Here is a 22,194-nt window from a genome sequence, read left to right as displayed (position 1 = left end):
CGCGTGTGCGACCCCTTCCGCCGCGGTGCCCACTGTGCGGGGGAGACCTGTCGCCGGGCCTGCAGAATCCCTGTACGGTCCCTGAGCCGCCGGTCGGAGCGGGTGCGGAAGCTGCCCTCGGCACGTGCGCCCCTGGCGCGACGGTGCGCCCCTGCCCGCCCCCTCCGGTCCCCCCGGCACCGGGCAACAGTGAGAAGAGCCTTGCCCAGGTGCCCGGTGACCTCCGGGCGGGGGTGGGAAGGCGAACCATCAGGGGGCGATGGTGGAACTTCTGTTGCTGGGGCCGCTCGAACTGTGGCACGACGGCCGCCAGTGGCCGATCGGCTCACCCAAGGCGCGCCATGTGCTCGCCTCCCTGCTGTACGCGCAGGGCGAGCCGGTGGGCGTCGAGACACTGCTGGACCGCGTCTGGGGCGAGGAGGACGAGACCCTGGACTCTCCCGTGGCCACCTTGCAGAGCTATCTGTCGCGGCTACGCACCACCCTCACCAGAACGGTCGGCGACCGGGCCCGTATCGACCTGGTCTCCCCGCGCCGCTACCGGCTCACCGTCGCGGACCCCGACGACGTCGACCTCTCCCGTCTGCGCCGGATCCGCGCCGAGGCACGCGCGGCCCAGGCCCACGGGGACCGGGAGGCAGCCGTCGCCCATCTGCGGCGTGCCCAGGCGCTGTGGCGGGGCGAGCCGCTCGCCGAGTTCCCCGGCGCCTGGGCCGCGGCGGTGGGCGCCCGCCTCACCGAGGACCGCCGCTCCCTCCAGGAGGAACGCATCCGCCTGGAGCTGGAACTGGGCCGCCACACCGACCTGATCGGCGAACTCCGCGACCTCGTGGCGGAGAACCCGCTCGCCCAGCGCGCCGTCGCCGCCCTGATGCTGGCGCTCTACCGCTCCGGCCGCGACGGCGAGGCCCTGGAGCTGTACGCCGCCACCCGGCGCCACCTCCACGACCAGCTCGGCATCGACCCCGGGGCCGACCTGCGGACCCTGCAACGCCGCATCCTCGCGCAGGACGCCACGCTGGACGCGCCGCCTCCGCCGCCCGCGCCCCCCACCGCCCGCCTCGGACAGACCCCCGGCGCACCGCCGCGCACCGGGGGGAGCAGCACCCTGCCCCGCGACACCAAGGACTTCACCGGCCGCACCGGCGAACTGCGCACCCTGCTCGCCACCCCGCCGCCCGAGGGCCACACCACCGCGCTGCCGCTGACCGTCGTCCACGGCATGCCCGGCGTCGGCAAGACCGCCCTCGTCGTCCACGCCGCCCACCGCCTGCGCACCAGCTACCCCGACGGCCTGCTCTACGTCGACCTGCGCGCCTACAGCGACCAGCCCGCGTACGAGCCCGCCGAGGCGCTCACCTTCCTCCTGCACAGCGCCGGTGTCCCCGATCCGCTCCCGGACACCTTCGACGAACGGGTGGCCTGCTGGCGGGAGTGGACCGCCCACCGCCGGGTGCTGGTCGTGCTGGACAACGCCCGGGACGCCGACCAGATCCTCCCGCTGCTCCCCGGCGCCGCGAGCTGCCGGGCGATCGTGGCCAGCCGCAACCGCCTGACCGAACTGCACAGCGCCACCTCCCTGCTGCTCCACGAACTCTCGCTCTCCGAGGCGTCCGCGCTCTTCACCCGGGTCGCCGGCCGTGGCCGCTCCTCGGACGCCGCGCTCCGCCGCATCCTGCGGATCTTCGGCGGCCACCCGCTCACCCTGCAGCTCCTCGCCGGGCGATTACGCCACCGCGACACCTGGGACCTGGAGTACGTCGCCGGACGCCTGGCCCACGCCGACGACCCCCTCGACGAGATCGGCGAACGCGTCACCGCGGCCTTCCAGCTCTCCTTCGCCGACCTCCGCCCCGCGGCCCGGCGGCTCTTCCGGTACGCGGCGCTCCACCCGGGCCCGGACATCACCGTCGACGCGGCGGCCGCCCTGTGCACCGCGCCGCCGGACGAGATCCGCCGCGCCGCGGAGGAGCTGCTGGACCGGCACCTCATCGAGGAACCCATCCGCGACCGCTACCAACTCCACGACCTCTCCCGGGCGTTCGGCCGCCGCATGTGCCGCATGGAGGTCCCCCGCTACGCGCGCCGCCAGGCGATGGGCGGGCTCCTCTCGTACTACCTGACCGCCGCCGACCGCGCGGAACGCGCCGCCCACCCGGGACGGCGGTGGTCCCTCGCCCTGGACCGGGAGTCCCCCTACGCGCCGGACTTCGCCGCCACCGGCGACGGTGCCGCCGACCGCGCCGCCGTCTGGCTCACCGTGGAGCGCGCCAACCTCCTGGCCGCGGCCCGCACCGCGGCCGCCGAATTCCCGGAGTTCGCCACCCTGTTCCCGCTCGCCCTCCTCCACTCCCTCAAGCTGTGGGGCATCGGCGAGGCAGCGGCCGAACTGCTCGCCGTCGCCGTCACCGCGCTCCGGGGCACCGACGACCGCGCCACCCTGGCCCGTTCCCTGGTGGCCCGCGCCGACGTCCTGGCCCAGTCGGACTCCGTACAGGCCCTGAGCTGCGCCTCCGAGGCGTACGCGCTCTTCGAGACCCTCGGCGACGACCAGGGGCGCGCCGACGCCTCCCTGCAGACCGGCCGGGCCCATCTGGCGGCCGGTCGCAGTGACGCCTGCGGAGACGCGCTGGAACGGGCGCGGGAGCTGTACCGGGTGACCGGCGACCGGTACGGCGTGGCCGAGAGCCTCAACGTCCAGGGCGCCGGACTGATCTTCGGCGCCGACTATCCGCGGGCGATGCGCTGCTTCGTCGAGATGCTGCACATCCAGAGCGGACTCGGGGATCTGCACGGTCAGGCCAAAGCCCTCAACAACATGGGCGAGATCCACTTCCACGAGGGGCGGCGGGAACAGGCGCTACACCACTACGAACAGTCCCTGAAGCTGGTCCGGAGGTTCGGTGGCGCGCGGGAGGCCACGATCCTCGACAACAACCTGGGCGACGTCCACCTCGGTATGAACCGACTCGATCAGGCCCAGGCGTTCTTCCGCCGGGCCCTGTCCCGCAACCGCGCCCGCGGCGACGCCGTCGGAGAGCTGAACTCCCTGATCGGACTGGGCCGGACACACGCCGCGGCCGGTCGCACGGAGGAGGCGATGCGCCACCTGCGCACCGCGGAGGAGCTGGCCCTGCGCCTCGGCAACGTCTACGAGCGGCAACGCGCCATGGTGGGCCGGGCCGACGCCCACCGCCTGGCCGGGGAGTCCGCTACGGCCCTGGAAACCTACGACCGCGCCCGCCGCCTCGCCGAGGACTTCGACCTCCGCCGCGGCATCGCCGACGCCCTGGCCGGAATCGCCCGCACCCACCTGCAACTCCACGACAAGGAAACGGCCCGCTCCTACGCGGAGCGGGCCCTGATGCTCTTCCACCGCCTGGGCGCCCGAGGCGAGGCGGACACCCTGCGCCACCTCCTCGGCCGCCGACAGACACCGACCCCCGGACCGGCACCACACCACCGAGAGCCCCTGGCCGACGGCGCCTAGGCCGCCACCTGCTCCTGCTTGTGCCCGGTCAGCCACATCACCTGGCCCGGGACGACGGCGAGAGCGATGATGCCGAACAGCGCCACTGCGGTGGCGCGACGAAGTATGTACTTCAAGGGTGAAATATCTTTCGATCTCGACTGCTTGAGGGGTACGCCGGGAGCGGAAGTAGGAAATCTTCCGATGATCTTCCGGCGGGGAGGTCAACGTACAGGAGATTTGCCGTTGTTGAAAGTTATGGATTGCCTATGGAATATGCCAGGACTTTCATGCCCCTGTAGCCAGCGAAGAGCCCCCGACCTCGCTGGTGGATCGGCGCTGTAAGCCGTTACTCAACGAGTCTGCCGACCCCTTCCGGTGGCCGTCCGCAGACTGGCGGAGAGGCGAAGGGAAGCTCGGGTGTGAGTGGTCGGTCGCCCCGGGGTGAGCTTCCCTGCCGCGTGCAACGAAGTGGCCAGGGTCGGGTGGGTATCCACTCGCTGCCTCTGGTCGCGCTCTTCCAGGAATTCCTTCCAGGAGTCGTTCCGGGTGGCGGAGTGCCGTCAGGTCCCGTGCGTAGTGCGCGAAGGTCCGCAGGGCCGGAAAAGCTGTTACCGCCAACGCCTTTCCGTGAAGGGACGTGACGCATAACCCTGCTCGATGAAATTCCCCTGGTCTCCTCCGCGTCGCAGTCGTACAAATATGTCCCGTGGCGATTCAGGAGTGCGGTGTGATCGCCGAGACGGACTGAGTGACGAGAGGGCGATCGGATCGCATCCGCCCGGGGTCAGTGCACTGTCGAAGAAGCCATGGGCCAGGAATTCACACAGGGCTGCTTCCACGGTGTCGCCGCCGACAGGCGCAAAGGCGCATCAACCGCCCGCACCACCGTGACGCGAGCCGAGTTGTCCGCATTGTGGCGGATCAACCGCCTTCCGTCGCCTCGCACATGTCGACCGCCCACCCCGCGAAAGGGCCCCGATGGTCTGCCGCGGAGCCGGTAAGGCGTACGAAGGTGCAACTCCCGTGATCGGCCCATGCAAAAAGCCCGGGCCGTCACCTCTCGAAAGGAGGTGACGGCCCGGGCTGTCGAGCGTGGTGGGTGGGTCAGGTGGGGCCACCCGACCCCGCCCTCACAGGTCGTAGTAAAGCTCGAACTCGTGGGGGTGGGGGCGGAGCTGGATCGGGGCGATTTCGTGGGTGCGCTTGTAGTCGATCCAGGTTTCGATCAGGTCGGAGGTGAAGACGCCGCCCTGCTGGAGGTACTCGTTGTCCGCCTCCAGGGCCTCCAGGACCGCGGGGAGGGAGGTCGGGACCTGCTGGACGTTGGCGTGCTCCTCGGGAGCCAGCTCGTAGAGGTCCTTGTCGATCGGCTCGGCCGGCTCGATCTTGTTCTTGATGCCGTCCAGACCCGCGAGGAGGAGCGCGGAGAACGCCAGGTACGGGTTGGACGACGGGTCCGGGGCGCGGAACTCGACGCGCTTGGCCTTCGGGTTGGTGCCGGTGATCGGGATACGCATCGCGGCGGAACGGTTGCGCTGCGAGTACACCATGTTGACCGGGGCCTCGAAGCCGGGGACCAGGCGGTGGTAGGAGTTCACCGTCGGGTTGGTGAAGGCCAGCAGCGACGGGGCGTGCTTGAGGATGCCGCCGATGTAGTAGCGGGCGGTGTCCGAGAGGCCCGCGTAGCCCTGCTCGTCGTAGAAGAGCGGGTTGCCGCCCTGCCACAGGGACTGGTGGACGTGCATACCGGAGCCGTTGTCGCCGAAGATCGGCTTGGGCATGAAGGTCGCGGTCTTGCCGTTGCGCCAGGCGACGTTCTTCACGATGTACTTGAAGAGCATCAGGTCGTCGGCGGCGGCGAGCAGCGTGTTGAACTTGTAGTTGATCTCCGCCTGGCCGCCGGTGCCGACCTCGTGGTGCTGGCGCTCGATCTCCAGGCCGGCGGCCTCCAGCTCCAGCGACATCTCGGCGCGCAGGTCGGCGTGGTGGTCGACCGGCGGGACGGGGAAGTAGCCGCCCTTGTAGCGGACCTTGTAGCCGCGGTTGTTCTCCTCGGAACCGGTGTTCCACGCGCCGGACTCGGCGTCGATGTGGTAGAAGGACTGGTTCGCGGAGGTGTCGAAGCGCACCGAGTCGAAGACGTAGAACTCCGCCTCGGGGCCGAAGTAGGCGGTGTCGGCGATGCCGGTGGAGGCGAGGTACGCCTCGGCCTTCTTGGCGATGTTGCGCGGGTCGCGGCTGTACTGCTCGCCGGTGATCGGGTCGTGGATGAAGAAGTTGATGTTCAGGGTCTTGTCGCGGCGGAAGGGGTCGAGACGGGCCGTCGACAGGTCGGCGCGGAGCGACATGTCGGACTCGTGGATCGCCTGGAAGCCGCGGATCGAGGAGCCGTCGAACGCCAGCTCCTCGTCCGGGTCGAACGCCTTCGCCGGGATCGTGACGTGCTGCATCACACCGGGCAGGTCGCAGAACCGCACGTCGATGAACTTGACGTCCTCATCGGCGAGGTATTTCTTCGCGTCGTCGGCGTTCTGGAACATCCCTACTCCTTCTGGCCCGGTCACCGGTCGGCGGACGCGGGGCTGATGCACGGAGCGCGACCCTCTTCAGTGGCGCGCTTGCCCGACCATAGGCAGCCGTGATTTCCCGGGCATGACCCATTTGTTTCGTCGCGGTTAACCGGGAAGCGGCCTGTCTCACCTTCGATCATGCCTGGTCATGGCGTATCCGGCCCCTCGGCGGCGCCCCTCGGCCGGGAAACGGACACGCGCGCAGTACCGTGGTCGGGTGGACAACAGGCAAGCAATCGGATCGTGGATCTCCGGCCCCCGCGCGGCCGCCGAGGACATGGGTGTCGAGTTCGGGCACCGCGGGGCGCAGCTCGGTCTGCCGGAGGAGGGACCGGGCTCCATCGCCCGTCCGGGCCGCCGCTTCGCCGCCCTCTTCATCGACTGGGCGCTCTGCATGCTCATCGCGTACGGGCTGCTCAGCGGCGGTCGCGCGCAGTCGGCGAGCAACTGGGCGCTGGTCGTCTTCGCCGTCCTGAGCATCCTGACCGTCGGCACCGTCGGGTTCACCCCCGGCAAGCGGCTGCTGGGGCTGCGGGTGGTCGCCGAGGGCGGTGGCCGCCTCTCGCTGCCGCGGGTGGTGCTCCGCACCGTGCTGCTGGTGATCGTGATCCCCGCCGTCATCTGGGACCGCGACGGACGCGGACTCCACGACCGCCTCAGCCGCGCGGTGCAGGTCCGCATCTGAGCCCGCGGCGGACGGCGTACGGCCCGCACGCGTATACGAAACGGCGGCGGTGTCCGCACGCTGGGTGACCGCCCGCCCCATACGGAACGCCCCGGAGCCTTCGCGGGCTCCGGGGCGTCGTGGTCGGTGGGGAGGCGGGCCGGGACGCGTCAGCGCATCTTGCCGCGCGGCGGCCGCATGTTCATGGGGCCCTTCGGCACCGGCATGTTGCTCATCAGGTCGCCGAGCGCGCGCAGCCGGTCGTTGACGGCGGTGACCTGCGCGCCGGGCAGCACCCGGGGCAGCTTCATCAGCCGGGTGCGGAGCTTCTTCAGCGGCACCTCGCCCTCGCCCTCGCCGATCACGAAGTCGTGGACCGGGGCGTCGGCGACCGTACGCGCCATCCGCTTCTTCTCGGCGGCCAGCAGGCCGCGCAGCCGGTTCGGGTTGCCCTCGCCGACCAGGACGATGCCCGCCTTGCCGACGGCGCGGTGCACCACGTCCTGGCTGCGGTTCATCGCCACCGCGGGCGTGACCGTCCAGCCGCGGACGTTCTCCAGCACCGCGGCGGCCGCGCCCGGCTGGCCCTCCATCTGCCCGAAGGCCGCCCGCTCCGCGCGGCGCCCGAAGACGATCGCCATCGCCAGGAAGGCCAGGACGAAGCCCAGGATGCCCCCGTAGACGGGGTGGCCGATCGCGAAGCCGATGCCGAGGAGTACGCCGAACACGACGATGCCCACGCCAGCGACGACAAGACCGACCTTGGAGTCGACCCGACGGGTCATCTTGTAGGTCTGGGCGATCTGCTTCAGCCGCCCGGTGGTGCCGGCGCCGGCAGCGCCGTCTGTGTTTGCCTTCCTCGCCATACCAAGAAGTTTACGTGGCCCGCGGGCGGCGGGTCGCCGCGGCCTCCAGTACGTCCTGCGCCTCCTGCCGTTCACCGGCCCGGCGGCGGTCCTCCAGGACCGAGTCCCAGGCGTTGCGGCGGGCGGTGCGCTGTCCGCCGCCGAGCAGCAGCGCCTCGACGGCGCGCAGCGCTCCGGTGACGGACGGGACGGGGCGTGCGGTGGCGCGGAGCGGCACGGCCTGCATGGTGGGGGTCCCCCTCGGGGAGGTCGGCGGGGCGGGTGGACGGGGTGCGTGAGTCCATCGTCACCGGTGGGTGTTTCCGGCGGATGACCCCGCGGTCACACCCGGGCGCGACGACGAAGCGGCCCGCGCAACCCCCGGCCTGGGGGAGTGCGGGCCGCGTTCTCCCAGCATGTGCCAGGAAGCGCCGATCAGCGCGCCGGGGCGGCTCAGACCGCCTGACTGGAGGCCTCGACCTCGCGCCGCTCGATCGCCTGCTGGTAGAGACGTCCGGCGCGGTACGAGGAGCGGACCAGCGGGCCGGACATGACACCGGCGTAGCCGATCTCCTCGGCCTCCTCCTTCAGCTCCACGAACTCCGCGGGCTTGACCCATCGCTCGATGGGGTGGTGGCGGACCGACGGGCGCAGGTACTGCGTGATCGTGATCAGCTCGCAGCCCGCGTCGTACAGGTCCTGGAGCGCCTCGCTGATCTCCTCGCGGGTCTCGCCCATGCCCAGGATCAGGTTGGACTTGGTGACCAGCCCGGCCGCGCGGGCCTCGGTGATGACCTTGAGGGAGCGCTCGTAGCGGAAGCCGGGGCGGATGCGCTTGAAGATCCGCGGGACCGTCTCGACGTTGTGCGCCAGCACCTCGGGGCGGGACGAGAAGACCTCGGCCAGCTGGTCGGGGTCGGCGTTGAAGTCGGGGATCAGCAGCTCGACGCCGGTGTCCGGCATCGCGGCGTGGATCTGGCGGACCGTCTCGGCGTAGAGCCAGGCGCCGCCGTCCTCCAGGTCGTCGCGGGCGACGCCGGTGATGGTGGCGTAGCGCAGCTCCATCGTCTGCACGGACTCGGCGACCCGGCGCGGCTCGTCGCGGTCGAGCGCCTGCGGCTTGCCGGTGTCGATCTGGCAGAAGTCACAGCGCCGGGTGCACTGGTCGCCGCCGATGAGGAAGGTCGCCTCGCGGTCCTCCCAGCACTCGAAGATGTTGGGGCAGCCCGCCTCCTGGCAGACCGTGTGCAGGCCCTCGCTCTTCACCAGGCCCTGCAGATGGTTGTATTCGGGGCCCATCTTCGCCCGGGTCTTGATCCACTCGGGCTTGCGCTCGATGGGGGTCTGGCTGTTCCGGACCTCCAGGCGCAGCATCTTGCGTCCGTCGGGTGCGACAGCGGACACGTCGGCGCCCCTTTCTGCTATCGCGGCATTCGATTCAGCGGCGTACACCAGGGTACGCCCGGTAATTCGCACGTCTTTACGTGCTCGCCAACCCCCGATACGAGGCCGGCATTCCTGACGGTGCTCAGACCGCGCGGGGGAGGAGTTCCGCACCCTCCAGGACGTCCCGCAGATGCTTCTCGACCGAGGGCAGCACCTCGGCGATGGTGATCTCGCGTCCCAGCTCGGCGGAGAGCGAGGCGACCCCGGCGTCCCGGATACCGCACGGGACGATCTTGTCGAACGAGGTGTTGTCCGGGTTCACGTTCAGCGCGAAGCCGTGCATCGTGACGCCCTTGGCGACGCGGATGCCGATCGCGGCGAGCTTGCGGTCCTCACCGCGCTGACCGGCGTTGGACGGCGCGTACTCGGGACCGCGCAGCCGTGCGTCGTACATCTCGTCCGCGTCCTCGCCGGAGTGCGGGGCGAGGTCGAGTTGGAGACCGCCGAGCGAGGGGCGTTCCGCGACCGGGTCGCCGAGGATCCAGACGCCGCTGCGTCCCTCGATACGGGTGGCCGCGATGCCGAAGTCGGTGCAGACCCGGATCAGCGCCTCCTCCAGACGGCGGACGTGCGCGACGACGTCGACCGGGCGCGGCAGCTTCTGGATCGGATAGCCCACCAGCTGGCCCGGGCCGTGCCAGGTGATCTTCCCGCCGCGGTCCACGTCGATGACGGGGGTGCCGTCCAGCGGGCGTTCGTCGTCGGCGGTGCGGCGGCCCGCGGTGTAGACGGGCGGGTGCTCCAGCAGCAGGCAGGTGTCGGGGACCTCGTCGGCGAAGCGGGCGGCGTGGACCTGCCGCTGCTCCTGCCATGCCGTCTCGTACGGCACGGCGTCGGCGCCGAAGCCCAGATGCACAAAGCGCAGCCCCTCGGGTACGGGGGTGTCCCCCCGAGAGATCGCAGTCACGGCAGCTCCTCTTCGCACTTCTGTCGCAGCGGGCTGCGACGTTTGGTGCAGTACCTCCGTATCCGTTGGGATACGGGACTCCTGCAGGTCCGATGCCACTTCGCGCCCAGGCCACTGTACGGCCGGGGGGCCGGGCGGCCGGTGGCCGGGGGACCCGCGCGCACCGCCCGGAAAACCGGCCGCCGGGTAGGGAAGGCGGGGGCGTGAGCCGGGTGAACCTCGGTGTGGAGTGCATGCGCCCTGCTCACACGATCGGATGAACGCGGTGCTCAGGCGGCCAGAAGAGCCCCGAAGGCCGTTACATTCGCGCCGTTCCACAAGGGCGACGAGCGTGCCGGGCCGGGCCCGGCGGCCCGGCCCGGAAGGCAGGAGACCGGTAAAGCTGATGACGGAACGACCCCCGCACCGCACGCCCAATCGCCGGCTGGCCGCCCTCATCGCCGAGGCAGGGTTCTCCAACGCCGGACTCGCCAGGCGCGTCGACCAGCTCGGCATCGAGCACGGCCTCGACCTGCGCTACGACAAGACATCCGTGACCCGCTGGCTGCGCGGCCAGCAGCCCCGCGGCACCACCCCGGCGCTGATCGCCGAGGTCTTCACCCGCAAACTGGGCCGCCGCCTGTCGGCCCAGGACCTCGGCCTGGACGCCTGCGCACCGGTCTACGCCGGTCTGGAGTTCGCCGCGACGCCCACCGAGGCGGTCGACATCGTCAGCGGTCTGTGGCGCAAGGACTCCGGCAGCCATGTCGAACTGCGCAAGATCGCCTTCACCCCGGCGGGGCTGGTGGTGCCCAGCCGGGACTGGCTCATCGGCCGCCCCGACGAACGGGTCGCCCGCGGCGAGCTGGGCCCCGACGGCACCGGCCGGGTCCCGCTCCAGGGCCGCATCGCGGTGCCCCGCCAGCGCCGTACCGACCACCTCGACCGGGTCGGCGGCGCCCGCGTCACCACCGGGGACATCGCGGCGCTGCGCTCCGTCGGCGAGCTGTTCCGGGCGCTGGACCACGCCTACGGCGGCGGCCACGCCCGCCAGGCGCTGGTGCGCTATCTGGAGCACGAGGCCGAGCCGATGCTCCGCGGCACCTACGGCGAGGCGACCGGCCGCAAGCTCTTCGCCGCAGCCGCCGATCTGACCCGGCTGGCCGGGTGGACCTCGTACGACATCGTGGCGCACGGGCTGGCGCAGCGGTACTTCGTCCAGGCGCTGCGGCTGGCGCAGGCGGCGGGTGACCGCGCCTACGGCTCGTACGTGCTGGTCACGATGAGTCGGCAGGCGGTCTACCTCGGGCACGGCCGGGAGGCGGTGCAGCTGGCGCGGGTGGCGCAGCAGGGCGTCGGGGCCGCGGCGCCGCCCGCCGTGCTGGCGCTGCTGCACGCGGCGGAGGCGCGCGGCCACGGCCTGCTGGGCGAGGTGCGGGCCTGCACGGCGGCGCTGTCGCGTTCCGAGCGGGCGCTGGAGGTCGCCCGGCCCGGTGACGAGACGCCGCACTGGGCGCGCTTCTTCGACGAGGCGCAGCTCGCCGACGAGCTGGCGCACTGCCACCGCGATCTGCGGCAGTTCCGCGCCGCCGCCCAGCACGCCGAACGCTCCCTGGAGCTGCGGGCGCCCGGCTTCGCCCGCAGCCGTCTGTTCTGCCGGGTGGTGCTGGCCACCTCCCGGCTCGCCCTGGGCGAGCTGGAGCAGGCGTGCTCGCTGGGCGCGGAGGCGGCGCTCCAGGCGGCCGACATGCGGTCGGTGCGCGCCCATGAGTACGTCACCGAGTTCGAGCGGCGGCTGGAGCCGTACCGCGACGCGGCGCCGGTGCGCGGGTACCGGGACCGGGTGGCCGCCCTGGGGTGAGTCGCCGGGCCCCGCGCCGACCGGCCCGCACCGCCTCCCGGGTGGTGCGGGCCGGTCGGCGTTCAGGCGGCCGTGTGCAGGGCGGTCGGTGTGGCGGTGGGCAGCCCGAGGTCGCTCAGGAGGGCGCGGGCGGCCCGGCGGCCGGAGTCCAGCGCCCCCTGGACGGTGCTGATGCCGCGGTGGTCGCCGCACACGTACAGCCCGGAGAGCAGCCGGACCGGGCGCTCCGGGTCGTGCGGGGCGGGCATCGCCGGGATCGCCGCCGGGGTGTGCCGCGCCGAGAGCAGCTCCCACTCGGTGGTGGCGGTGCCGTGGACCCGGGCCAGCTGCGGGCGGACCGCCGCGTCCAGGGTGGCGGCCGGGAGCGCCGCGGGGGCGCCCAGCACCACCGTCGTCAGCAGCGTCCGGCCCGCCGGGACGCGCGAGGGGTCGATGGCCCCGGCCGCGTAGCTGCAGGCCAGCGGGGACTGGGTGGTGAGCTGCAGTGGTGTCTCGCGCGGTCCGGCCGGGTGCGGGCCGTGGCCGGGCGGGGTGGTGTGGTGGAGCACCGTCGCCGGGTGGAACGGCGGCACCCGCAGGCCGGGCAGGAGCGCCGCCGCGTCCTGCGCGCCGGTCGCGACGATCACCGCGCGGCAGGTCAGCTCGCCGTGGTCCGCGGTGGTGACGGAGGTGGTGGCGACGGAGGTGACGCGGACGCCGGTGCGGACGGTGCCGGGCGGCAGGTCCGCGGCGAGCGCGGCGGGCAGCGCGGCGGCGCCCCCGGCGGGCAGACAGAGCCGCCCCTCCGCGAACGCCCGCAGGGTCAGCGCGGCGCCGCGGCTGGACCCGGCCAGCCGCGGATCGCCCAGCAGCACGCCGAGCAGCGGGCGGAGGAACGCGTCGTGGGCACGCGGGGCGAAGACCGGGCGGGCGGACAGCGCGTCGGCCGCCGGACGGTCGGGGGCCGTACGGTCGCCGAGGCGGTCCATCCGCCGGTCCTGGGGGCGCTCCGGATGCCGGTCGGCGCGCGAAAGGGCGCGCGCGGCGGCGAGTGCGCCCCTTGTGCTCCTCAGGGCGCTGACCCGCTGTGCGCGCCGCCCGTTGTGCAGCCCGATCCACGGCGCGAACCGGCAGAGCTTCAGCGTCTCCAGGCCGGGCATCCGCAGCAGACCGGGCGTGGCGACGAGCGGCCTGCCGCCGTGGTCCAGCAGGAAGCCGTCGACGTCGTCGGTGGCCGACCGGCCGCCGATCCGCTCGGCGGCCTCCAGCACGGTGACCGTCAGCCCGGCGGTGGTCAGTTGACGGGCGGCGGCCAGCCCCGCAGGGCCGGCCCCCACGATGACCGCGTCCACGGCCGATGAGGTGCGCTGCACGTGCCCCTCCTCAGATCGGTCCCGCCCGCCCGCACCGGGCGGTGCGCGGGACGCCGGATGATGTGTGGGGGCACGCTAGGGACGGGCCGCGGTGGGCGGCCAGGGATCGCGCGGGGCGCGTCGGAGCGGGACGGGCGCCGGTCCCCGCCGGGCGGCGGCCGGTGGGCGGTGGCCGGGGGCGCCCTCACGCCGCCCGGACGGCCGCCTCGATGCCCGGGTACGCGAAGGTGAAGCCGCTCGCCAGCAGCCGCCGCGGGATCACCCGCTGGCTGCCGAGGACGTCCCCGGCGAACTCGCCCAGCGCCGCCTTCAGGGCCACCGCCGGAACCGGGAACGGCGTCGGGCGGTGCAGCACCCGGCCCATCGCGGCGGTCACCTCACGGTTGGTCACCGGCTCCGGGGCGGTGAGGTTGACCGGCCCGGCGAGGTCACCGTCGATCAGATGGCGGAGCGCGGCGACGTGGTCGTGGAGGGCGATGAAGCTCCAGTACTGGCTGCCGTCGCCCAGACGGCCGCCGAGCCCCAGCCGGAACAGCGGGAACAGCCGCCCCCAGGCGCCGCCGGAGCGGGCCACCACCAGGCCGGTGCGGGCGAACGCCGTCCGGATCCCGGCCGCCTCGGCGGGCGCCGCCGCGCCCTCCCAGTCGACGCAGAGCTCCGGCAGGAACCCCGTACCGGCCGGTGCCGTCTCGTCGGTGCGGCGGCTGCCGGTGTCGCCGTAGTAGCCGATAGCGCTGCCGCAGACGAAGACCCGCGGCGGGGTGTCCAGCGACGCCAGCGCGGCGGCGAGGGCGGCGGTGCCGTGGACCCGGCTGTCGTGGATCTCGCGCTTGTACGCGGCGGTCCAGCGGTGGTCGCCGACGCCCGCGCCCGCCAGGTGCACCACCGCCTCGCACCCGGCGAGCGCGCGGGGGTCCGCCTCCTGACGGCGCGGATCCCAGCGCACCTCGTCCGGTGCCGCGGGCGGCCGCCGCACCAGCCGGACGGGGGAGTGCCCGTCCGCCCGCAGCGACCGGACGAGAGCTGAGCCGATGAGACCGGTCGAGCCGGTGATCGCGATCCGCATGGCGCCATACTGCCCGCCGGGCGGGCCCGCGGGCGGTCTACACGCGAAAGCGCTCCCACAGCCGGGGCAGCCGGGCCTCCAGGGCCGTGTCGTCGTCGACGTCGACATAGCCGCCGAGCGGTTCGGCGGGCTGCGGCGGCAGGCCGAGGTCGGGCAGTTCGGCGCCGGTCAGCTGCTCGTGGGCGTCGTCGGCGGCGTACCCCAGCTCCTCGCCGTCACCGTCCGCCTCCTCGTCGAACTCGCCCAGCAGCTCGGCGAGTTGGTCGGGGTCGTGCAGGGCGCCCTCGAAGACCTCCCGGCCCTGGCCGATCAGCCAGCAGCGGAACGCGTCGAAGACGTCGTCGCTCGCGCCGTCCAGCAGCACCGCCGCCGCGGCCCACAGGTCCCAGGTGTACGCGCGGTGGTAGCGGGCCTCGAAGTGGCGGGCGAAGTCCAGGACGGATTCCGGGTCGCGGCCCAGCAGCCGCTCGGTCAGCTCGTCGGCCTGATCCTCCGGATCGCCGTCGGCGGCCGTGCGGGAGGCGTCGATCAGCTCCCAGAACTCCGTCTCGTCCATCACCGCTCCAGCATCGGGCCTGGCGGGGCCGTACGCATGTGGAGCGGCCCGCCGCCACCCGCGCGGCGGCGCCCGGGCGCGCACAGGCGGAATGCCCCCGGATGCGGTGTACGCGCCGTACGGGCACCGGAGTTGTTGATCAACGACCGGGTGACCGGTGCAAGAATCACTCGTTGGAAGGCTGGCCCCAGGGGGTCCTCCCGCTCTCCGTGGGCCACGGGGAGCGGAGGGGCACCCGATGGCGGTACCTTCCCCTACCCGATCGGCAGACCCCATTCCTGAAGGGCGCTTCCACGCCATGCCCATGGACGAACGAACCCGCGCCGATGTCGAGCGGGCCGAGGCGGCCATCGTCGAGCACTACCCGCGCCTGGTGCGCCTCGCCCATCTCGTCCTGCCGCCCGCGATGGGCCGCCACCGCCGGGTGCTGACCGCGCACGGGATCGTCCAGCGCGCGCTGCCGTCCACCAGCCGTGAGCGGGCCCGCGCCGTCCTGCCCGGTCAGCGCGGTCCGCGGCCCGAGCCGGGCTATCCGCTCGTCCGCGCGCGGGTGCTGGAGCTGGCGCTCGCCCAGGCGAAGCCGCCGCGCTGGCGCTCACCGCTGCCCGTCGTGTGGGGGCTGCGGCTCTTCCCGCGGGCCGGTGGCGCCGACGAACTCGCCCTGGACCAGGCGCTGTCCGCGCTCGACGCGCCCGCCCGCGCCGCCGTCGCCCTGTGGCACCTGGAGGAGCTGGACGAGGACGAGGTCGTCGCGGTCCTCGGTGCGGCCGGGGTCGCCGACCCGGGCGCCGCGCAGCGCGCCGCCGTCGCCCTCGGCCCGGGGACCGCCGCGCTGCTGAACTCCGGCGAGTTCGACCCCTGCACCGTCCAGGCGCGCCCCACCGATCTGCTCCGGCGCCGCCAGGGCCGACGGGTGGCGATCGCCGGTGCCGCGGTGCTGACGGCCGGTGCGGCGCTGCTCGCCGCGGTCGGCGGTCCGGACGGCCCCCCGCCGCCCGCCCGCCCGGATCCGGCCACCGTCCGGGCGCGGCAGGCGCTGGACCCGCAGCGGCTGGTGCGCGCCCCCGACGACGCCTGGGCCGACACCTCCCGGGTGGACTTCACCGCCTGGTCGCCGCGGGGCGAGTACGCCGGGGACACCGCGCTCCTCGGGCGCGCCCTGCGGGTCTGGGGCGCACCCGGCCCCGACGTCCGGGTCACCGCCGCCGACGGCACCTCCACCCGGCCGCCGGACCAGCCGCCCCGGCTGCTCTACGGCGGGGTGATCGACGGGGTGACGGTGGTCGTCCTCCACGACGGCGACCGGCTGGTGCGGTACGCCGAGCCCGAAGGGCGGCCCGCGGAGCTGGAGTTCGCCCGGGTCGACAACGCCGATCTGACGACCGCCGGGGCGTTGGTCATCGGGCGCGGCACCGGCTGGATGCGCTACCTCATCGCCCCGTGGATCACCGACACCACCACCCGCGACCTGCTGCGGCCCGGCACCCCCGAGAAGGTGCTGCACGTCGCCCCGGACGGCGTCACCGACCGCATCGCCGAACCGCCCGCGCCGGGCGCCGCCTGCGGACGGTGGCCGGTGACGCGGCTGCACTCCTCGGCGCGGGTCACCGCCCGGCACAGCTTCCTGCTGACCGACCTCGGCGACCTCACGCCCGTCCACCTCACCTACGGCCCGGCCACCGGCGGCGGGCCCACCGCCGCGCCCCCGGCCGAGGCGACCACCCCCACGGCGCTGCTGAGCTGGGCCCGCACCGCCTGCTCGCTGCGCCAGGAGCGGGGCGCGGGCGTCCGCTCGGTCAACAACTGGGTCTACGCCCGCCAGCGGCTGCCGGAGGGCGGCGCCGCCGCCACCTGGACGTGCAGCCGCGCCGACACCTGGCGCGGCCCGGGCCGGGTCACCGTGCAGTTCCACCAGGCCGCCGCCGGGCCCGCGCGGCCCGCCCGGACCGTCGGCCGCGCCCGGGACACCGCGGCGTGCAGCCCGTACGGTCCGGAGGTCGTCGGGGAGACCCGCTGGCGCGCCGGTTCCGGCCACTGGTACCTGCTCGCGGCGGGCAGTTCCGCGGTGCGCGGTCTCGACGTCACCGGCGCGGTGCGCCGCACCACGCACGACACCACCCTCGCCGTCGCCGTCCCCGCGAACGCGCCGGTGAAGGTCGCCGGGGTGCTGCCCTCCGGGGGGCTGCTGCACGCGATGCGGCGCTGATCCGCGGCGGGCGGCGGCCCTCCCGCACCGGCCGCCGCCCGCCCCCAGGCCCGTCCCGCCGGTACTCCGGCAGATCCGATCCGATACCTGACAGAAGATGTCCGGTATCGCTGGCACGGTCGCCGTGTACGGACACGCACACGGCGAGGAGTGGCACGGATGACGACGGAACGAAGCGGCACGGCGGACGCGGGAAGCCTGGCGGGCCGGGTGGCGCTGGTGGCCGGGGCGACCCGGGGCGCGGGCCGGGCGATGGCCGTGGAGCTGGGCCGGGCGGGGGCGGTCGTCTACGTCACCGGCCGCACCACCCGGGACCACGTCAGCGAGGTGGGCCGCCCCGGCGAGACGATCGAGGGCACCGCGGAACGGGTCACCGCCGCGGGCGGCACCGGCATCGCGGTCCCCTGCGACCACCTCGAACCGGAGCGGGTCGCCGCCCTCGTCGCCCGCATCGACCGGGAGCGGGGCCGGTTGGACGTCCTGGTCAACAGCGTGTGGGGCGGCGACCACCTCCTCCGCTTCGACACCCCGCTGTGGGAGCTGGACCTCGCCGACGGCCTGCGGATGCTCCGCCTCGGCGTGGAGACCCACCTGATCACCAGCCACTACGCCCTGCCGCTGCTGCTGCGCGCCCCCGGTGGCCTGCTGGTCGACATGACCGACGGCACCGCCGCCTTCAACCGCGCCTACCGCGGCAACCTCTGCTTCGACCTCGCCAAGAACGCCCCGCACCGCATGGCGTTCGGCCTCGCCGCCGAGGTGGCCCCGTACGGCGCGACGGTCGTCTCGCTCACCCCCGGCTTCCTGCGCTCCGAGGAGATGCTGGACCACTTCGGCGTCACCGAGGAGAACTGGCGCGACGCCGTCGCCCAGGAACCGCACTTCGCGGTGGCCGAATCCCCGGCCCTGGTCGGCCGCGCCGTCGCCGCCCTCGCCGCCGACCCCGACCGCGCCCGCTTCAGCGGCCACTCCCTCTCCAGCGGCCACCTCGCCAAGGTCTACGGCTTCACCGACACGGACGGCTCCCGCCCCGACGGCTTCGGCTACTTCGAGGACGTCGTCCTCGGCGGGAAGGCGGGGACGGCGGAGGACTACCGGTAGGCGGCCGGGGCGGCCGGGCGGCGGGGCGGCGGGCGGCCGGACGACCGCGGCCGAGGGGCGGGGCCGGACGACCGGGGCCGAGGGGCGTGGCCCGGAGGGGTGGCCGCCCGCCGCTCACCCGCCGTACAGCTCGGCCGTCCGGCGGGCCGCCGCCGCGAAGCGGTCGCGGAGCGGGCCGGGCGCCAGCACCTCGCACTCCGGGCCCAACCCGAGCAACTGCGCGTAGGCGACCTCGGCGTTCTCCACCGCGAGGGTGAGCGTCCAGCGGCCGCCGGGGTCCGGGCCCCGGGCGCCCGCCACCGCCTCCTGTGCCGCGGTGGCCTCGGTGACGTGCGGCAACCGGCGTATCCCGGGCTCCGTGAGCCGGAGCACCACCTCCTCGCGCAGCAGCGATCTGGCGAACTGCGCGGCCCGCTCCGCCCAGAACGCGGGCAGATCGAACCCGGGATCCCGCACGAAGTGCCCGTCCTCCGCCACCGTCACGGAGGCGAAACGGTCGACGCGGTAGATACGGAACGGGGGGACCGGCGCGGCGTCCCCCGGCCCCGGTGCGGTGCCAAAGGCACCCCGGGAACCCGGCGGCCCGGGCGCACCGCCGCCCGCCTCCGCTTCCCCCGTCGCCCCCTGCCCCTCCCGCCGGGCGCACGCCGCGACGTACCAGACGCCCGCCTTCAGGATCAGCCCGTACGGCTCCAACTCCCGCTCGACGTCGCGGTCCTTGCGGCGGTAGCGGGCGCGTACCGGGCGGTCGTCCCAGACCGCCTCGGCGAGGGACGGCAGCTCGGCGGGGGTCTGCGGACTGCGGTACCAGGCCGGGGCGTCGAGGTGGAAGCGCTGGGCGGCGCCGGCGGCGGCCTCCCGCAGCTCCGGCAGGAGCGCCGCCGAGACCTTCAGCCGCGCCGCGGACGCCGCATCCGCCAGCCCCAGCTCCCGCAGCGCGGACGGCACCCCGGACAGGAACAGCGTCTCCGCCTCACTGCGGCCCAGCCCCGTCAGCCGGGTGCGGTACCCGCCGAGGAGGCGGTAGCCGCCCGCCCGGCCACGGTCGGCGTAGACCGGCACGCCCGCCTCGGAGAGCGAGAGGACGTCCCGGCCGACCGTGCGCTCGCTGACCTCCAGCTCCCGGGCCAGCTCACCGGCGGTCATCGACGGCCGGGACTGGAGCAGCAGCACCATCTTGATCAGCCGGGCAGCACGCATGACCCCATCCTGCCGGGCACCACCGACAACGCCCCCGCGACCACGAACGGCCCGGCCCGCCGCGCCCGAAGACGCGGCCGACCGGGCCGGAAGGGTTTCCCGTGCGAAGACCCCGGGCGCGGTGGGTGATCTCCGCACGGGAGCGAGGGGGAGCGGTCCGCGGCGCCGGATGGCGCACCACGGACCGCCCGGGAGCGGAGCCGGACGCCCCGCTCCCGATCACGGGCCGGTACGGCCCCCGATCACAGGCCGTAGCGCGCCTTGGCCTCCTTGACCGTCTCCGGCGCGACGTCGCCCCGGCGGGCCAGCGCGGCCAGCGCCTGGACGGTCACCGACTGCGGGTCCACCCCGAAGTGGCGGCGGGCCGCGTCACGGGTGTCGGAGAGGCCGAACCCGTCGGTACCGATGGAGGTCCAGTCCTGCTCGACCCAGGGCGCGATCTGGTCGGGCACCGCCCGCATCCAGTCGCTGACCGCCACCACGGGACCGGGCGCGCCCTGAAGCGCACGGGTCACGTACGGGACGCGGTCCGCGCCGTCGAGCCGGGCGGCGTCGCACTCCAGCGCCTCGCGGCGCAGCTCCGTCCAGGACGGCGCCGACCACACGTCCGCGGCCACGCCCCAGTCCTCGGCGAGCAGCCGCTGCGCGTCCAGCGCCCAGTGGATGGCGGTACCGGACGCCAGCAGCTGGAGCCGCGGCGCGTCCGTGGCCGGGGCCGCCGCCTCCTGGAAGCGGTACAGACCCCGCAGGATCGCCGCCTCGTCCAGCCCGGCGGGCATGGCCGGCTGCACCTTGGTCTCGTTGTAGACCGTCAGGTAGTAGAAGACGTCCTCGGCGTCGGGGCCGTACATCCGGCGCAGCCCCTCCTTGACGATCACCGCGACCTCGTACGCGAACGCCGGGTCGTACGAGAGCGCCGCCGGGTTGGTGGAGGCGATCAGGTGCGAGTGGCCGTCGGCGTGCTGGAGGCCCTCACCGGTCATGGTGGTGCGGCCCGCGGTCGCGCCGATGACGAAGCCGCGGCCCAGCTGGTCGGCGAGCGCCCAGAACTGGTCGGCGGTCCGCTGCCAGCCGAACATCGAGTAGAAGATGTAGAACGGGATCATCGGCTCGCCGTGCGTCGCGTACGACGTGGCGGCGGCGGTGAAGTCCGCGAGCGAACCGGCCTCGGTGATGCCCTCGTTGAGGATCTGGCCGTTCTTCGCCTCCTTGTAGTACAGGAGCTGGTCGCGGTCGACCGGGTCGTAGGTCTGGCCCACCGGCGAGTACAGACCGGCCGACGGGAACAGCGACTCCATGCCGAAGGTGCGGGCCTCGTCGGGGACGATCGGAACCCAGCGCTTGCCGGTCTCCTTGTCCCGCATCAGGTCCTTGACCAGCCGGACGAACGCCATGGTGGTGGCGATCTCCTGGCTGCCCGAACCCTTCTTCAGCGCGTCGAACGCCTTCTCCGACGGCATCGGCAGCGGCTTCGGCGTCACCTTGCGGGCGGGCGCCGGGCCGTCCAGGGCCGCGCGGCGCTCACGGAGGTAGACCATCTCCGGGGAGTCCTCGGCGGGCCGCCAGTACGGAACGGTGTCGCCCTCCAGGGCGCTGTCCGGGATCGGCAGCTCCAGCAGGTCGCGCATGACGCGGAACTCCTGCCCGGTGAGCTTCTTCATCTGGTGGTTGGCGTTGCGCGACTCGAAACCGGCGCCGAGCGTGTAGCCCTTGACGGTCTGCGCCAGGATGACGGTCGGCGCGCCCTTGTGCGCCAGGGCCGCCTGGTACGCCGCGTACACCTTGCGCGGCTCGTGGCCCGCGCGGGAGGTCTGGAACAGCTCCAGCAGCTTGGCGTCGTCGAGCGAGTCGCCCAGCGCGCGCAGCCCCGGCGTGGCACCGAAGAAGTGCTCACGGATGTAGGCGGCGTCCCGCGTGGCGTACGTCTGGAACTGTGCGTCCGGCGTCTCGCGCAGGCGGCGCACCAGCGCGCCGTCGGTGTCGAGCGCGAAGACCTCGTCCCACGCCCGGCCCCACAGCGACTTGACGACGTTCCAGCCGGCGGCGCGGAACTGCGCCTCCAGCTCCTGAACGATCTTGAAGTTCGGGCGGACCGGGCCGTCCAGCCGCTGCAGGTTGCAGTTGATGACGAAGGTGAGGTTGTCCAGGCCCTCACGACCGGCCAGCGCCAGGGCGGCGGTCGACTCGGGCTCGTCCATCTCACCGTCGCCGAGGAACGCCCAGACATGGCTGTCCGCGGTGTCCTTGATGCCGCGGTGCTCCAGGTAGCGGTTGAAGCGCGCCTGGTAGATGGCGGAGAGCGGGCCCAGGCCCATCGAGACGGTGGGGAACTCCCACAGCCAGGGCAGGCGCCGCGGGTGCGGGTAGGACGGCAGACCGTCGCCACCGGCCTCCTGGCGGAAGCGGTCGAGCTGCTCCTCGCTCAGCCGTCCGTCGAGGAAGGCGCGGGCGTAGATGCCGGGGGAGGCGTGGCCCTGGATGTAGAGCTGGTCGCCGCTGCCCGTGCCCTCCTTGCCGCGGAAGAAGTGCTGGAAGCCGGTCTCGTAGAGCCACGCCGCCGACGCGAAGGTGGCGATGTGGCCGCCGAGGCCGAGCTGGGAACCGCGCGTGACCATGGCGGCCGCGTTCCAGCGGTTCCACGCCGTGATCCGGGCCTCCATCGCCTCGTCGCCGGGGAATTCCGGCTCGGCGGAGGTCGGGATGGTGTTGACGTAGTCCGTCTCCAGGGGCGCGAGCGCCGGATCGGCGGTGTGTTCCACCGCGCGGCGCATCAGGTACGCCGCGCGGTGGGGGCCCGCCGCCGCGGTGACGGCGTCGAGCGACTCGCGCCACTCGGCCGTCTCCTCCGGATCCCGGTCCGGGAGCTGGTCGAGCTGGCTGTACGGCAGGCGCACGGGATCGGGCATGGGTGGCCCCTTTCCGGACAGTGGGGGAACAGAGGGGAATGCTTTCGGCAGGCATTCGGCAGG

Annotated in this window: 15 protein-coding genes; 5 read left to right on the top strand and 10 right to left on the bottom strand. The window is 73.7% G+C overall.

Going from position 1 to position 22,194, the window contains the following annotated elements:
- Nucleotides 1-259: 259 nt before the first annotated feature.
- Nucleotides 260-3,490, top strand: a complete 3,231-nt coding sequence (locus tag IF23_RS0109655) for an AfsR/SARP family transcriptional regulator (protein ID WP_078653884.1) — start codon at nt 260-262, stop codon at nt 3,488-3,490.
- A gap of 1,112 nt (nt 3,491-4,602) precedes the next feature.
- On the opposite strand, the gene glnA is transcribed toward IF23_RS0109655, so the two are convergent.
- Nucleotides 4,603-6,012, bottom strand: a complete 1,410-nt coding sequence (gene glnA / locus IF23_RS0109645; RefSeq protein WP_030281916.1) for a type I glutamate--ammonia ligase — start codon at nt 6,010-6,012, stop codon at nt 4,603-4,605.
- A gap of 247 nt (nt 6,013-6,259) precedes the next feature.
- Between glnA and IF23_RS0109640 the strand changes: the two genes are divergently transcribed.
- Complete coding sequence (locus IF23_RS0109640; protein ID WP_211266141.1) at nt 6,260-6,727, top strand: RDD family protein; 468 nt, start codon at nt 6,260-6,262, stop codon at nt 6,725-6,727.
- Nucleotides 6,728-6,876: 149 nt separating this feature from the next.
- Here the strand turns inward: IF23_RS0109640 and IF23_RS0109635 are convergent, their stop codons facing one another.
- The 4 genes from IF23_RS0109635 to lipB form a co-directional block, all read right to left on the bottom strand.
- Nucleotides 6,877-7,572: a DUF4191 domain-containing protein gene (locus IF23_RS0109635; RefSeq protein ID WP_030281913.1), complete on the bottom strand. Its 696-nt coding sequence runs from the start codon at nt 7,570-7,572 to the stop codon at nt 6,877-6,879.
- 10 nt (nt 7,573-7,582) lie between these two features.
- Complete coding sequence (locus IF23_RS0109630; protein ID WP_030281909.1) at nt 7,583-7,798, bottom strand: SCO2195 family GlnR-regulated protein; 216 nt, start codon at nt 7,796-7,798, stop codon at nt 7,583-7,585.
- 206 nt (nt 7,799-8,004) lie between these two features.
- Nucleotides 8,005-8,955, bottom strand: a complete 951-nt coding sequence (gene lipA / locus IF23_RS0109625) for a lipoyl synthase (protein ID WP_030281907.1) — start codon at nt 8,953-8,955, stop codon at nt 8,005-8,007.
- Between the two features lie 124 nt (nt 8,956-9,079).
- Nucleotides 9,080-9,904, bottom strand: coding sequence for a lipoyl(octanoyl) transferase LipB (gene lipB / locus IF23_RS0109620; RefSeq protein WP_051739446.1), 825 nt, complete (start codon nt 9,902-9,904; stop codon nt 9,080-9,082).
- 385 nt (nt 9,905-10,289) lie between these two features.
- Here lipB and IF23_RS0109615 point away from each other — a divergent pair, with 385 nt between their 5' ends.
- On the top strand, nt 10,290-11,744 hold the full coding sequence (locus IF23_RS0109615; protein ID WP_030281904.1) for an NsdA family TPR-like regulatory protein: 1,455 nt from the start codon (nt 10,290-10,292) through the stop codon (nt 11,742-11,744).
- Between the two features lie 62 nt (nt 11,745-11,806).
- Here IF23_RS0109615 and IF23_RS0109610 read toward each other — a convergent pair whose 3' ends face one another.
- From IF23_RS0109610 to IF23_RS0109600, 3 genes are all read right to left on the bottom strand, one after another.
- Entirely contained in the window at nt 11,807-13,096 is a 1,290-nt protein-coding gene (locus IF23_RS0109610; RefSeq protein WP_030281902.1) for an FAD-dependent oxidoreductase, read from the bottom strand.
- Nucleotides 13,097-13,280: 184 nt separating this feature from the next.
- On the bottom strand, nt 13,281-14,162 hold the full coding sequence (locus IF23_RS0109605; RefSeq protein ID WP_030281901.1) for a TIGR01777 family oxidoreductase: 882 nt from the start codon (nt 14,160-14,162) through the stop codon (nt 13,281-13,283).
- 37 nt (nt 14,163-14,199) lie between these two features.
- Nucleotides 14,200-14,718 (bottom strand): DUF4240 domain-containing protein, encoded by a 519-nt coding sequence (locus tag IF23_RS0109600; protein WP_030281899.1) that lies wholly within the window; start codon nt 14,716-14,718, stop codon nt 14,200-14,202.
- Nucleotides 14,719-15,022: 304 nt separating this feature from the next.
- Here IF23_RS0109600 and IF23_RS0109595 point away from each other — a divergent pair, with 304 nt between their 5' ends.
- Entirely contained in the window at nt 15,023-16,924 is a 1,902-nt protein-coding gene (locus IF23_RS0109595; RefSeq protein ID WP_030281898.1) for a hypothetical protein, read from the top strand.
- 159 nt (nt 16,925-17,083) lie between these two features.
- Complete coding sequence (locus IF23_RS0109590) at nt 17,084-18,025, top strand: SDR family oxidoreductase (protein WP_030281896.1); 942 nt, start codon at nt 17,084-17,086, stop codon at nt 18,023-18,025.
- Between the two features lie 114 nt (nt 18,026-18,139).
- Here IF23_RS0109590 and IF23_RS0109585 read toward each other — a convergent pair whose 3' ends face one another.
- A complete protein-coding gene (locus IF23_RS0109585) occupies nt 18,140-19,225 on the bottom strand; it encodes a helix-turn-helix transcriptional regulator (protein WP_030281895.1) in 1,086 nt (361 codons plus the stop codon).
- A gap of 242 nt (nt 19,226-19,467) precedes the next feature.
- Nucleotides 19,468-22,131 (bottom strand): pyruvate dehydrogenase (acetyl-transferring), homodimeric type, encoded by a 2,664-nt coding sequence (gene aceE, locus IF23_RS0109580; protein WP_030281893.1) that lies wholly within the window; start codon nt 22,129-22,131, stop codon nt 19,468-19,470.
- Nucleotides 22,132-22,194 lie beyond the last annotated feature (63 nt).

Source organism: Streptomyces catenulae (assembly GCF_000718015.1).
GTDB classification, from domain to species: Bacteria; Actinomycetota; Actinomycetes; order Streptomycetales; family Streptomycetaceae; genus Streptomyces; species Streptomyces catenulae.
Note: the sequence above shows the minus strand (reverse complement) of the source record. Positions and strands in the feature narration are given on the sequence as shown.